This is a genomic window from Streptomyces sp. NBC_00414 (genome assembly GCF_036038375.1).
Taxonomy (GTDB): domain Bacteria; phylum Actinomycetota; class Actinomycetes; order Streptomycetales; family Streptomycetaceae; genus Streptomyces.
Window position 1 is genome coordinate 3,171,635 of record NZ_CP107935.1, and the last position, 13,436, is coordinate 3,185,070.

At 71.2% G+C, this 13,436-nt stretch carries 8 protein-coding genes; 1 reads left to right on the forward strand and 7 read right to left on the reverse strand.

Annotated features, from left to right (window positions below; translation table 11 throughout):
• Positions 1 to 113: 113 nt before the first annotated feature.
• Genes OHS59_RS13470 through OHS59_RS13480 form a run of 3 tightly spaced genes read right to left on the reverse strand, consistent with a single transcriptional unit; the run spans position 114 to position 3,896 of the window.
• On the reverse strand, positions 114 to 1,094 hold the full coding sequence (locus OHS59_RS13470) for a carbohydrate ABC transporter permease (protein ID WP_443061433.1): 981 nt from the start codon (positions 1,092 to 1,094) through the stop codon (positions 114 to 116).
• Positions 1,091 to 2,209 carry an ABC transporter permease gene (locus tag OHS59_RS13475; protein WP_328493653.1) on the reverse strand — a complete coding sequence of 373 codons (1,119 nt, stop codon included), beginning with the start codon at positions 2,207 to 2,209 and terminating at the stop codon, positions 1,091 to 1,093. The genes OHS59_RS13470 and OHS59_RS13475 overlap by 4 nt, the downstream gene beginning before the upstream one ends.
• 4 nt (positions 2,210 to 2,213) lie before the next feature.
• The gene (locus tag OHS59_RS13480; protein ID WP_328493654.1) at positions 2,214 to 3,896 is read right to left on the reverse strand and encodes an extracellular solute-binding protein; all 1,683 of its coding nucleotides are present in this window, start codon (positions 3,894 to 3,896) and stop codon (positions 2,214 to 2,216) included.
• Between the two features lie 422 nt (positions 3,897 to 4,318).
• On the opposite strand from OHS59_RS13480, the gene OHS59_RS13485 reads away from it, so the two are divergent.
• Positions 4,319 to 7,192, forward strand: coding sequence for a glycoside hydrolase family 3 C-terminal domain-containing protein (locus OHS59_RS13485; RefSeq protein WP_328493655.1), 2,874 nt, complete (start codon positions 4,319 to 4,321; stop codon positions 7,190 to 7,192).
• A 136-nt stretch (positions 7,193 to 7,328) separates the two neighbouring features.
• Here OHS59_RS13485 and rpmF read toward each other — a convergent pair whose 3' ends face one another.
• The 4 genes from rpmF to OHS59_RS13505 form a co-directional block, all read right to left on the reverse strand.
• Positions 7,329 to 7,499 carry a 50S ribosomal protein L32 gene (gene rpmF, locus OHS59_RS13490; protein WP_328493656.1) on the reverse strand — a complete coding sequence of 57 codons (171 nt, stop codon included), beginning with the start codon at positions 7,497 to 7,499 and terminating at the stop codon, positions 7,329 to 7,331.
• Between the two features lie 68 nt (positions 7,500 to 7,567).
• Positions 7,568 to 9,013 carry an aldehyde dehydrogenase family protein gene (locus OHS59_RS13495; protein ID WP_328493657.1) on the reverse strand — a complete coding sequence of 482 codons (1,446 nt, stop codon included), beginning with the start codon at positions 9,011 to 9,013 and terminating at the stop codon, positions 7,568 to 7,570.
• Positions 9,014 to 9,299: 286 nt separating this feature from the next.
• A complete protein-coding gene (locus tag OHS59_RS13500; RefSeq protein WP_328493658.1) occupies positions 9,300 to 10,895 on the reverse strand; it encodes a PucR family transcriptional regulator in 1,596 nt (531 codons plus the stop codon).
• A gap of 162 nt (positions 10,896 to 11,057) precedes the next feature.
• Positions 11,058 to 13,181 carry an ATP-binding protein gene (locus tag OHS59_RS13505; protein ID WP_328499189.1) on the reverse strand — a complete coding sequence of 708 codons (2,124 nt, stop codon included), beginning with the start codon at positions 13,179 to 13,181 and terminating at the stop codon, positions 11,058 to 11,060.
• Between the last annotated feature and the right edge of the window lie 255 nt (positions 13,182 to 13,436).

Genomic DNA, 13,436 nt, shown 5'->3' on the forward strand with positions numbered 1-13,436 from the left:
TGCGGCTCCGCCGCGTGGGCGCGACCAGCCACAACGGACCCGCACCCGACAATCGACGAGCAGTCCCCATCCGTCGGAGAAACAGCGGGCCGACCGGCGCCGAAGGCGCAAGGTCAGCCTTTGACCGCCCCGGTCAACATCCCCTTCTTGAAATGCTTCTGGACGAACGGCGAAAGAAACGCCACAGGCAACAACGCCAGCACCATCACAGCCATCTGCACGGCGAGCGCGGACAGTTGCCCCGTCTTGATCGCCTGCCCCAGCCCCACCGGAGGTTCCTGCTTCTGGACGAGCTGGATCATGACGTTCTGCAGCGGCATCATGTCCTGATCGCTCAGATAGATCGACGCGTTGAACCAGGCGCTCCAGTACCCGACGGCGTAGAAGAGCGTGATCACCGCGATGACGGCGCGGGACAGCGGGATCACGATCTGCCAGAGGATCCGCCAGTCCCCCGCCCCGTCGATCCGCGCGCTGTCGGTGAGTTCCGGCGAGATGCCCATGAAGAACGCGCGCAGCACCAGGATGTTGAAGACACTGATCGCGCTCGGCAGGATCAGCGCCAGATACGTGTCCGTCAGCCCCAGCGACTGCACCAGCAGATACGTGGGGATGAGCCCGGCGCCGAAGAACATCGTGGCGAGCAGGATCATCAGGAACCAGCGGTGCCCGAGCGACCCGATGCGCGAGAGCCCGTACGCGGAGAGGATCGACACCGTCATCGAGAACAGCGTGCCGACGAGGGTGACGCCCAGGCTGACGACGGTGGCGCGGGTGACCTGGCCGCCGCTCAGCAGCTCCTGGTAGGCGATGAAGGTGATGTCCCGGGGGATCAGCACCAGCCCGCCGGCCTCGCTGATGGTCTGCTTCGTGGACAAGCTGGTGACGACGACGATCCACAGCGGGAACAGCACGCCCAGGCAGGCGATGGTCAGGGCGATGCCCTTGCCCGCGAGCCCGGCCTTGCGCGGCTCCTCCTCCCAGACGGGCCTCGGCGGGGCCGCCCAGCGGCCGAGCCCCTCGGGGCCGGAAGCCTTCCGCCCCGCGGCCTTCGGCCGATCCTCGGTCACGGAGCCCTCCGTCACGGCACTCATTTCTTGTACACCCCCTGCTCGCCCATGAGATGGGCGATCTTGTTCGCGGCGAGGACGAGTCCGAGACTGACCACACCCTTGATCAGGCCGGCCGCCGCCGCGTAACTGAAGTCCTGGTTGCGGACGCCGTTCCACCACACATAGGTGTCGAGGACCTCCGCCGCGCCCGGTCCCACCGCGTCCCTCTGGAGCAGGATCTGCTCGAAGCCGACCGTGAGCGCGTCCCCGACGCGCAGCACCAGGAGCAGGGCGATCACCGGACGGAGCGCGGGCAGCGTGACGTGCCACATGCGGCGCCACCGGCCGGCGCCGTCCATCGCGGAGGCCTCGTACAGGTCGGGGCTGACGGAGGCCAGCGCGGCGAGGAAGACGATGACGCCCCAGCCGGCGTCCTTCCACACGCCCTCCGCCGTCACCAGGAACTTGAAGATCCCCGGGTCGGTCATGAGGTCGAAGCCCTCGTGGCCGTGCTCTCGCAGGGTCTGCGCGATGATGCCGGCGCCGCCGAAGATCTGCTGGAAGACGGTGATGACCAGCACCCAGGAGAAGAAGTGCGGGAGATAGAGGATCGCCTGGGACACCGCCCGCACCCGGGGTCTGATCACGCTGTTGATGAGCAGCGCGAGCAGGACCGGGACCGGGAAGAAGAGCAGCAGTTGCAGCCCGAACAGGACGAGGGTGTTCTGGACGGCGTCCCAGAACGCCGAGTCCTCGAACAGCCGCGAGAACTGCTCGAAGCCGACCCAGGGGCTGTGGAAGATGGCGACGAAGCCGTTGTCGCTGATGTACGGGTCGTACTCCTGGAAGGCGACGACGTTGCCCAGGATCGGTATGTAGTTGAAGACCAGGACCAGCAGGACGGCCGGCAGGGTCATCAGGACCAGCGTGCGGTCCCGCTTGAGGCGGGCTTTGAACGTGCCGCCGTTCGCGGCCTTCCTCGATGCCCTCCTCGACGCCTTGCGCAGGGTCCTCCGCTCGGCCTCGGAGACCCCCGCGTCGGGCGGTGCGTCGGTGACCGAGGTGGCGCCGCGCGATGCGGTGCCGCGCGGAGTGCTGCCGTGGGGAGTGCTGCCCTGTGGTGAAGTGCCGCCGCGTGAAGTGGTGCCGTGTGCCACCGCGTCACCCCTGCGCGGATCCGCTGTCGTCCAGCAGTTTCCCGTACCAGTCCCGCAGCTTGTCGCCGCCCTGGCTCTTCCAGTCCGACACCGCCTGCTGCATGTCGCTGATCTTCTTGCGGCCGCGGACGATGTCGTCCTCCAGCTGCTCGAAGTCGTTGGAGAGGTTGGTGTAGCGGGCCGGCTCGATGATCTGGAGACCGTAGAAGGAGGACTTCTTGGTGAAGGCGCCCATCCGCTGCTGCCATTCGACCTGCGCCTTCGCGACCTCCGGGAGGTCGGGGTGCGCGATCGTCGAGGCGGGGCTCGCCAGCATCACGAAGGCGTTCAGGACCTCCTGGTTGCCCTTGTCGTTCTTGGTGGGCGTGCCGTCCTTGAGCGTGTAGTGCGTGCCCTCGACCCCGTAGTTGGTGAGCATGTACTCCTCGGTGCCGTACGGCGCGGCGGTGACGTTCGCGGCGGCCAGCACGTCCTGGATCACGGCCTTCGACGCCTTCTTGTTGACGAAGGCGAAGATGCTCGCGGGCGCGCCGGCCCACAGCGTGGGGTCCCCGCCGTCGTGGCCGAAGATGTCCATGCCCGCGATGCGGAAGTCCTTGTTCTGGGCGGCCTGTTCGGCGGTCTTGGCCCACCAGTGCGAGATGTCGTTGTTGTAGAAGAGGACCTCGCCCGAGGCGAAGCGCAGGGACGAGTCGCCCTGGTTCTGCGCCTTGGCGTCCGGGTGGACGACTCCGGCGGCGTACAGCTTGCGCGTCCACTCCAGCGCTTCGAGGTACTCGTCGGTCTCGACGCGGTAGACCAGTTTGCCGCCGACGGAGTTCCAGCCGAGCGACTTCTCGCTGCCGGACAGCACACCGAAGCTGTTGAAGGCCGTCCACTTCATGTCGTCGCAGGCCCACACCTTCGCCCTGGCGTTGGTGATCTCCTTGGCCAGGGCCAGGAACTCGGCCGCCGAAGTGGGGAGTTCGTAGCCCTTCTTGTCGAAGATGTCCTTGCGGTAGTACGGCACGATGTTGGCGACGTACGAGCTGGGCATCGGCAGGCCGCGCAGCTTGCCGCCGAAGATGGAGCGCTGCCAGGCGTCGGTCGGGACGGCGGCGAGGTTCGGGTACTCCTTGACCTTGTCGCCCGAGAGGTAGGGGCCGAGGTCGGCCATCTTGCTGATGATGGCGCTGGGTATCTTGCCGCCCATGTTCCAGCCGGGGATCACCACGACGTCCGGCATGTCGCTGGAGGCGAGCACCGCGCCGAGCTTCTCGTCGTACGTGTTGCCGTCCTGGTTCTGCCAGACGACCTTCGCGCCGATCTTCGCGTTCATCGCCTCGTAGTAGGGGTTGTCGCCCTTCGGCGGCGTGCCCCAGAACGGCGACATGATCTTGATGGTGCTGCCCTTGCCGAGTTTCCCGGACACCGAGGTCTTCAGGTCGGCGAGCGAGAGCTTGCCGGTGAAGCCGAGCGAGGACCCGTTCTTCGACGCGATGTCCGGCGTCACCACGTTCTGCGCCACGAAGGTGGGAAGGATCTTCTTCGCGTCCTTGCCCGAGGTCGTGCCCTCCTTCTTGCCCCCGTCGGAGCCACCGCAGGCGGCCAGCAGCGGCATCCCGCCGGCCACCGCGGCGGTGGCGACCGCCGTGGAGGCGAGGAAGCTTCTCCGGCTGGGGCCGGAGGCGGAGGTGTTCGGCGTCATTGCGTCAACCCTTCGTGGCGCACAGCAGGACACCCGGCGGTGTGGCCGTCGGCTGCGGTGTCTTGAGTGGAACTGGCTGAGCCGAAGCGGAGCCGGCTGAGCTGAAGGACCTCGGAGGTCTGCGCACTCAGCAGCGGCGTCTTCGACGGTCGAAGAGAGTCGAAGCGCTTCGATGTTGCTGCGAGGTTAAGTGAACACCTGAGGGTGCACAAGGGCCGATTCAAACATTCCTCGGAGGTGTGAAGGTCTGTACCGGTCGCTTCCACCCCCGCGAATCCCCTTGGAATCTCCGTGAGATGACGGTGAGGATCAGGAGTTGTCGCGGCTGGGTGTCTTGACACCCGACCACTCGTCGAATGAGCATCGAAGCGCTTCGAAAGCTCGGTACCGCTCCTCCTCGTCTTCCGTAAAGGGATCCTCGCGTGACTGCACAAACGCCGCCTTTCCGCGACTCGCAGCTGCCGTTCGCGAAGCGCATCGACGATCTTCTGTCGCGACTCACCCTCGACGAACGGGTGGCGATGCTGCACCAGTTCGGGCCCGCGGTGGAGCGCCTCGGCATCGCCGCGTTCCGCACCGGCCAGGAGGCCCTGCACGGGGTGGCCTGGATGGGCCCCGCGACCGTGTTCCCGCAGGCGGTCGGCCTGGGCGCGACCTGGAACGAGGAGTTGGTGCGCCGGGTCGGCGAGGCCGTCTCCACCGAGACCCGCGCCATGCGCTCGCGCGACGACCGCGTCGGCCTCAACGTCTGGGCGCCCACGGTGAATCTGCTGCGCCACCCCCTGTGGGGCCGCAACGAGGAGGGCTACTCGGAGGACCCGAAGCTGACCTCGGCGATCGCCACCGCGTACACCCGGGGGCTGCGCGGCGACCATCCCGCCTACTGGCGCACGGCGCCGGTCCTCAAGCACTGGCTGGCGCACAACAACGAGACGGACCGCGCCACCGCGTCGAGTTCGGTGCGCCCCAGGGTGCTGCACGAGTACGATCTGCGGGCCTTCCGCGAGACGGTCGAGGCGGGCGCGGTGGCCGGTGTGATGCCCGCGTACAACCTGGTCAACGGCCGCCCCAACCATGTGTCGCCGTATCTGGGCGAGCATCTGCGCGCCTGGACGGACCAGGACCTGCTGGTCTGCTCGGACGCGGGCGCGCCCTCGAACCTGGTCGACTCCGAGCACTACTTCGACACGCACGAGGAGGCGACGGCCGCGTCGCTGCTCGCCGGCGTCGACAGCTTCACCGACCACGGCACGGACAGCTCGAAGATCGTCGAACGTGTCCAGGGCGCCCTGGAACAAGGCCTGTTGACCGAGGCAGACATCGACGCGGCGGTCCGCCGCCAGCTCGCGGTCCGCTTCCGCCTCGGTGAGTTCGACCCGCTCCTGGACCCGTACGCGGACTCCAAGGACTTCGACACGCCCGCGCACCGGGCCCTCGCCCGGGAGGCCGCGGAGCAGGCGGTCGTCCTGCTCAAGAACGACGGCCTGCTCCCCCTCACCGGGACAGGCACCCGTATCGCGGTGGTCGGCCTCCTCGCCGACGAGTGCAAGCTCGACTGGTACAGCGGCACCCTCATCCACCGCTCCACACCGCTGGAGGGCCTGTACGACCGCTTCGGCGCCGACCGCGTGCACTTCGCCGAGGGCGTGGACCGCGTACGCCTGAAGACCTCCGACGGTACGTATCTGAACGTGCCGCGGGCCGACGACGCGGGCGACGAGGTCCGCGGGGCCGAGGGCGCGCTGGACCCGGCCCTCCTCGCGGGCCGCACCGACCTGCCCCCGCTCACCACCGACGCCACGGGCACCGAACTCGCCCTGATCGACTGGGGCGAGGGCGTCCTCACGTTCCGCGCTCCCGACGGCCGCTACCTCTCGGTCGCCGAGGACGGCTTCGTGCGCGCCTCCGCGGACCAGCCCGGCGGCTGGGTCGTCCAGGAGACGTTCCGGCTGGAACCCGTCGGTTCCGCGGAGACCGGGACCGGAACTCGGCACGGGAACGGGCACCTCCTGAAACATGTCGGTACGGGTCGCTACGTCTCTGTCACCGCCGACGGCGTAAAGGTTGCCGACGAGAACCCGGCGATCCTCGAACTGGAGATCACGGAACGCGGCGAGGCCGCGGTGGCCCGTGCGGCGGCCTCGGCCGACGTCGTCCTCGTGGTCGCGGGCAACGACCCGCACATCAACGGGCGCGAGACGGAGGACCGCACCACCCTCGCCCTCCCCGCCCACCAGCGGCGGCTGCTGGACGCGGCACGGGCCGCCAACCCGCGCACGGCCCTGATCGTCACGTCCTCGTACCCCTACGCCTTCGACCCCGCCGACCTCCCCGCCGTCCTCTGGACGGCCCACGGCGGCCAGGCGGCCGGCACCGCGCTGGCCCGCGTCCTGGCGGGGGACGTCTCCCCGGCGGGCCGACTGCCCCAGACCTGGTACGCCTCCGACGCGGACCTGCCGGACCTCCTCGACTACGACGTGATCGGCGGCCGACAGACGTATCTGTACTTCGAGGGCACCCCGCTCTTCCCGTTCGGCCACGGCCTGTCGTACGCGTCCTTCACGTACGGGGACTTCGCGGCGAGCGTCAGGGAGGAGTCCGCGCACGTCACCTTCACGGTCACCAACACCGGTGACACGGCGGCCGACGAGGTGGCGCAGCTCTACGGCCGCCCCGTGGCCCCGTCCGTGCCACGCCCCCGCCGTGAACTGCTGGCCCACCGCCGGGTCCACGTTCCCGCGGGCGCCTCCACGGAACTCTCCTTCGAACTCCCGCTCTCCGCCTTGGAGTTCTGGGACGTGGCGCACGGCGGACGGCGTCTGGAGCCCGGCGGGTACGAACTTCTCGCGGGCGCGTCCGCCGAGGACATCCGCCTGAGCGGGACGATCGAGCCGGCCGGAACCCCGTCCGCCCCGCGCCCGGTCCTCGAACTCGGCCTGGACGCGGCCGGTTTCGACGCGCAGACGGGCGCCGGGATCGTCGACCGTACGAAGCTGTCGGGCGACGCGGTGACGCCCACGAACCCGGACGCGACCGGTGGGGCCGCGGAACTCGTCTACCGGGCCTGTGACTTCGGCCCGGCGGCCCGGTCCGTCACGGTCGAGGTGTCGGGCGAGGGCACCCTCGAACTGGCCCTGGGCGACGGGCAGGTGATCGCCCACCTGGACATCGCCCCCACGACGGGCCCGTACGCCTACACGTCCGTGACCACCCCGTTCGACGCGTCCGGCGTCCACGACCTGCGCGTCGAACTGCGTGGCCCGCTGCGGCTCTCGCGCGTCGGCTTCTCCGGCTGAGGACCCGGAGCCCGCCTGCGGCACGGAGTGCTCCGGCGGCACAGGGAAGGGGCCCGGCACCGTAAGGCAGCGGTGCCGGGCCCCTTCGTCCGGGGGTGCTTCGTCCGGGGGTTGTGCGTCCGGAGGTCGGGCGGTGTCACCCCTCGGGCTGGATGAGCCCGCGCTCGTAGGCGCGGATCAGCCTGCGGGGTACCGCGTACTCGCGCCCGTCGACGTGGAAGGGGACGAGATCGGGTGTCGCCGCCTTCCACTGGGAACGACGGTGCCGAGTGTTCGAACGGGACATCTTACGCTTCGGGACTGCCATGCCCGGCACACTACATGAAAATGATTGTCACTAGCCATAGGGCAGCCGCGGAGCTTCGGTCCCCGGCCTCAGAGGGCGAGCCCCGTGAGGACCAGCACGCGCTCGTAGGTGTAGTCGTCCATGGCGAACCGCACGCCCTCCCGCCCGACACCGGACTGCTTCACCCCGCCGTACGGCATCTGGTCGGCGCGGTACGAGGGAACGTCACCGATCACCACACCGCCCACCTCCAGCGCCCGGTGGGCCCGGAAGGCAGCCTGCAGATCGTGGGTGAACACCCCGGCCTGCAGCCCGTACTTGGACTCGTTGACGGCGGCGAAGGCGGCGGCCTCCCCGTCCACCTTCTGCACGGTGAGGACGGGCCCGAAGACCTCCTCGCAGGAGATGGTCACCCCGTCCGGTACGCCGGCCAGCACGGTCGGCGCGTACGAGGCACCGTCCCGCTTGCCGCCGGCGAGCAGCTCGGCCCCGGCCGCGACGGCCTCGTCGACCCACGACTCGACACGCCTGGCAGCGTCCTCGCTCACCAGCGGGCCGACGTCGGTCGTGTCGTCGGACGGGTCCCCGGTCACCTGGGCCTCGACCGCGGCGACGATCCGGGGCAGCAGCCGGTCGTACACCGAGGCGTCCGCGACGACGCGCTGCACGGAGATGCAGGACTGGCCGCCCTGGTAGTTGCTGAAGGTCGCGATGCGCGTCGCGGCCCGGTCGAGGTCCTCGTCGCTCGCCCAGTCGGCGAGCACGACGGCCGCGCCGTTGCCGCCGAGCTCCAGGGTGAGGTGCTTGCGCGGTACGGAGTCCATGATCGCGTAGCCGACCTTGTCGGACCCGGTGAAGGAGATGACGGGCAGCCGCTCGTCCCGCACCAGCGCGGGCATCTTGTCGTTGGCGACGGGCAGCACGGACCAGGAGCCGGCCGGCAGCTCGGTCTCGGCCAGCAGCTCGCCGATGACCAGGCCGCTCAGCGGGGTCGCGGGCGCGGGCTTCAGGATGATCGGCGCGCCTGCCGCGATGGCCGGGGCGATCTTGTGGGCGCACAGGTTCAGCGGGAAGTTGAAGGGCGCGATGCCGAGCACGACGCCCTTCGGGAAGCGCCGGGTGAGGGCGAGCCGTCCCTGGCCCCCGAGGTCGGTGTCGAGCCGCTGGGCCTCGCCGCCGTTGAACCGGCGGGCCTCCTCGGCGGCGAACCGGAACACGGACACGGCCCGGCCGACCTCGCCGCGGGCCCACTTGACCGGCTTGCCGTTCTCGGCGGAGATGAGCCGGGCGATCTCCTCGGTCCGCTCCACGAGCCGCTTGCTCACGTGGTCCAGGGCGGCGGCCCGTACGTGGGCCGGTGTGGCGGCGAACTCGTCGCGCACGGCGTACGCGGCGGCGACGGCCTCCTCGACCTGGGCGTCACTGGGGACGCCGACCCTGCCGACGAGGTGCCCGTCCCAGGGGGACGTGACGTCGAAGGCGGTCTCACCGGTGGCCTGGCGCCCGGCGAGCCAGAAGGCGTGGGTGGAAGTCATGAGGGCCCGGCCCTTCCATAAAGTAGGTCAACTGCTCGACCACCCCACGGTAGGCCCGGAGCCCCGCACACCCACTTGTCCAAGACGTAGCAGTGCTCCCCGACACAGCTCCACTTCGTCAGACACCGTGAGGGGCTCCCACCCAGGGGCGCGGGGAACCGCGCGCTCCACCACGACGCGCCCGCACGCGACACTCCAGGCCCCCCACCGCCAAGGGGCGCGGGGAACTGCGCAACACCTCAGCCCTCACTCACCCGCACCCGGCAAAGAGCCCGACAAGAACCGCCTACTGCTCCCTCGAAGGCGAAGCCGCAGCCGTCGCTTTCAACGCCAACCACAACTCCATCCGCACATCCGGATCATCGAGAGACCTCCCGAGAATCTCCTCGACCCGCCGCATCCGGTACCGCAACGTATGCCGGTGCACCCCCAGATCCGCCGCGGCCGCATCCCACTGCCCGTGCCGCGACAACCACGCCCGCAGCGAGGCGACCAGATCCCCCCGCCCGGTCGCGTCGTGCTCGTGCAACGCCCGCAGCAGCCCGTCGGCGAACGCCCGCACCGCGTCGTCCGCCAGCAGCGGCACCACCGACCCCGTGGCCACGTCCTCGTGCTCGACCAGCACCCGCCCCCGCCGCCGGGCGACGGACAGCGCCTGCTCGGCCTGCTTGTAGGCGGCCCCCGCGGCGACCGGCCCGGCGGGCGCGGACACCCCCACGACCAGCTCGTCCTCGTCGGTCCCCTGTTCGGAACCGCTGCGCGCGATACCGACGGTCTCCGCGTACCGGGTGCAGGCGGCGACCACCGCGCCCCCGTCCGCGGCGAGCACCACGAGCCGCTCCCCGTCGGGCACGACCAGCACGGCCTCGCCGGACCGGGCGGCGGCTGCCTCCGCGACCTCGACGAAACCGCCCACCAGATCTCCCCCGGCGTCGGCGAGCATCATCCGGTAGGGCGCGTCCAGCAGCCCTCCGTACAGGTCCCCGGCGACCCCGCGGGCGTGGTCGGACTGTCCGGCGAGCAGCATGCGCAGCACGGCCGCGCCGATCCGCTGCTCGGCGGAGTACAGCGACCGGGAGCGTTCCGTGACGAGTGTCAGGAGGGCGATCGCGGAGTGCACGGCGTACCGCTCGGCCGTGCCCAGCGCGGACGCGGTCCCGACGGCGAGCGCGCCGCGGGCGCGGCGCCCGGTCCCCAGCGAGTGCAGCTCGACCCGGTCCTCGCCGTCCGTGCCGTCCGCGGGGTCCCCGCCGACGACGGAACTCGCGGGCGCGGGCCGGTCGCGCAGCCGCTCCACGTCGGCGGTGATCCGGGCGGCCCTGCGTCCCGCCCATTCGGGTGCGGTGGCGACGACGGCCCCGGAGGCGTCGTACAGCGCGGCCCATCCGTCGACCTGTGAGGCGAGTGCGGACAGCAGTCCTTCGGGGCCGTCGCTCAGTGCCTGCCGGGTCAGTTCGCGCTGCGCGGCGAACCCGGCGGTCACCGCCCGGTACTGGTCGGCGGCGATGGCCGCGGAGACGGCTTTGCTGATGGCCAGAAAAGGCGTGCGCCGGGGGACCTCCAGGAGCGGCAGCCCCTCTTCCACCGCCGCTTCGACCAGTGCCCCCGGGATCTTCTCGTAGTGCACTCCGACGGCGAAGCCGAGCCCGGCCACCCCGGCGCCGACCAGCCGCTTCACGTACCGGCGCATGGCGTCGGCGTCCTCGGCGTCCAGCTTGAGCGCCGTGATGAGGAGGAGTTCCCCGCCCTCCATGTACGGCACGGGGTCGGCGAGCTCGCTGGCATGGACCCAGCGCACGGGGGTGTCCAGCCGTTCCTTGCCCGCGCGGACGGTGAGCTTGAGCGTCGAGTGATGGACGAGCGAGGCGAGCGTGGGGGGCATGAGGCCTTCAGGTCTTCACAGGTTCTTCGACAGTCACGGACGAGGTGATCCTTTGGCCGCGATGTATGAACGACCTTCGCCGATTCTGCCTCACCGTACGGTCGACCAGTGACCATATGTCCAGACACCTTGCCCGCGTACCGCTGAAGGCTCCGGCGCGGCTCAGCTTCCCGGGTTCCGCAGGTCCACCAGCAGGGGCGGAGCGTGCTCGCCGCGCACGCTGGTGAGCGAGAGCACCGCGTGCCCCGGCGGCACCCCGTGCGCCAGCTCGGACGCCGACCACCGTTCCCGCTCGACCTGGCGCACGGTCACGGCCCGGGCGGTGGGCGCGTTCCCGGTGATCACCCGGCGCAGCATGTGGACGGCCTTCCCGGCCGGTGTCTCCGCGATGATCTGCCGGTCGGTGACGTCCCGCGCCTCGATCCACTCCTTGCCCCAGACCTCGGCGAAGTCCTGCCCGTCCCACGGGGTGAGCCCGGACAGCGCCACCCGGCACCCGATCGCGCCGAGCAGCGGCGACCGCAGCGGGCGGGGCGCGTCGTCGAGCGTGCGCAGGGTCATCACGACTCCCGCGTTGGCGGACCGCAGCCGCTGGATCCCCCGTACTGCCTCGGGGGTGACGACCCCGGCGGCGTCGTCGAGGACGAGGCAGGCGAACAGGGACCGGTCCTCGCGCACCGCGACGCTGGCCGCGAACTGGGCGAGGACCAGCCGCGACAGGATCCGTGAGGCGTCCGCGTGGCCGCGCTGGGGCAGGTCGATCCGTACGCGTACGGGATGGTCGAGCGCGCGCAGCGAGAAGGGCCGGGTCTGCCCGGAGGTGTCGAAGAACCCGGCGAAGGCGGGCCGGTCGAGCAGCGCGACCCGGTCCGCGAGCACCCCGCCTACGTCGCCGGGCTGCCCCAGCTGCCGTTCGCGTGCGTCGAGTTCCCGCAGCAGCGACTCCTGGCCGCTCTCGGTGAGCGCCTTGCGGAGCGCGCCGAGCGGGCCGGGCGCGCCGTCGAGGAGCTGCCGCAGTTCGGGCACGGAAGGGAAACGGCCGTGGACGGTCCGGTACGGCCCGAGCAACTGGGCGAGCACGGTGGTGGACCGCCGGCTGTCCCCGCTGGGGTGCGGGTCGGCGAGATCACCGACGAGCGCCTCGGCCAGCACGGCCGCGGCCTCGTCCGGGTCGGTGGTGCCGCCGTACAGATCGAGGTCGTACACGGACTCGGGATTGCCGACCCGCACCACGACGTCGTACGCGTCCACCGGGCCGAGGCCCGCGCCCGCGGCCCCGACGACGACCACGGCGGCCCGTCCGGCGAGCGCGTGCAGGCACAGCGACTCGACGAGCGGCCGGACGACACCGCCGGTCTTGCCGGATCCGGCGGGCCCGACGGCCAGCAGCGAGGTGCCCAGCAGCTCGGGCCCGAGCGCCATCCCGGTGCCGCGGTAGGCGTACGGGTTGCGGGGGTCGTCGGCGGTCGTGCCGAGGCGCACCTGCCCCGTGACGAGGTCGTGCTGCGCGAGGCGGCCGGGCAGATCCCGGTCCCCGGAGGGGTGCAGGCAGGCGGCGGCACCCTCCCGGAGCACGGCGCCGGTGAAGGTGGCGAGGCTGTGCCGCCCGCTGCGCACGCCCTGCCAGGCGCGGGTGATCCGGGCGTGGTCGACATCGCGCATGAGGCCGGCCCGGGCGTCGGAGCCCAGCCGGTCGGCGGCGTCGGCGGCTCCGGCGGCGCGCAGGGCGTTCCACTGCGCGGGGTCCTCCTCGGGGGTGGGCGGCCGGTCGTCGACGGGTGCGGCCCGTCGCCAGGCGGGCAGGCCGTACCGCCGCCAGACCTCGCTCCACCGGCCGAGCCGGCCGACGCCGATCATGATGCCGAGCGCCACGGCCACGTAGTAGGCGTAGACGACCACCACGGAGCCGAAGCTGTGCGGCTGGGCCCAGGAGTCCGGGATCATCGCGTACAGCGGGAGCAGCCACCAGCCGCCGAGGTAGCCGTTCCACAGCAGCGACCAGATCAGGTAGCCCACGAGGAACGCGATGAACGCGCCGCTCAGCAGCTGCCGGGCCGGGATCTGCTCGGGCTCCACCTCGGGCCGGGGCCGGTGCCCGAACCGCCACACGCCCGGCGCGGCCTCGGGCCGGGAGGTGCGCAGCCAGGTGAGGAAGGCGGATCCGTCCGGCCGCGGCGGCCCGCCGGGCGCCTGGGCGGGCCGTGGCGGCACCCGGGGCGGTCCGGCCGGCCGCGGCACACGATCGGCGTGCGTGCCCCGTGCGTCGTGCGTGCCGTCGCTGTCCATCGCCTCTGCCACCCCTGACCAGCCGCTCCGTACGTGGTTCCGAGTCAATCTAACGCCCTCACAAGGGGAGTTCACCGCTCACCCGGCCGGGTGAGCGACGAGACGCGCCCCCACCCCCTTGGACGTTCCCCGGCCGCGCCATGTCCAACACGGACAAGCGGCTTCTCCGACACCGCCCAGATGGAGCATGCCCACCCCCCACCCCCGGCCCTAGCCTGCGGGGAAGGAAACCCGTCAGCCCGTCGCACGACCCCA

Excerpts from the sequence above, each read along its gene's own strand:
- OHS59_RS13470 (WP_443061433.1), bottom strand. The coding sequence starts at position 1,094 with ATGAGTGCCGTGACGGAGGGCTCCGTGACCGAGGATCGGCCGAAGGCC.
- OHS59_RS13480 (WP_328493654.1), bottom strand. The coding sequence starts at position 3,896 with ATGACGCCGAACACCTCCGCCTCCGGCCCCAGCCGGAGAAGCTTCCTC.
- rpmF (WP_328493656.1), bottom strand. The coding sequence starts at position 7,499 with ATGGCAGTCCCGAAGCGTAAGATGTCCCGTTCGAACACTCGGCACCGT.
- OHS59_RS13495 (WP_328493657.1), bottom strand. The coding sequence starts at position 9,013 with ATGACTTCCACCCACGCCTTCTGGCTCGCCGGGCGCCAGGCCACCGGT.
- OHS59_RS13500 (WP_328493658.1), bottom strand. The coding sequence starts at position 10,895 with ATGCCCCCCACGCTCGCCTCGCTCGTCCATCACTCGACGCTCAAGCTC.
- OHS59_RS13505 (WP_328499189.1), bottom strand. The coding sequence starts at position 13,181 with ATGGACAGCGACGGCACGCACGACGCACGGGGCACGCACGCCGATCGT.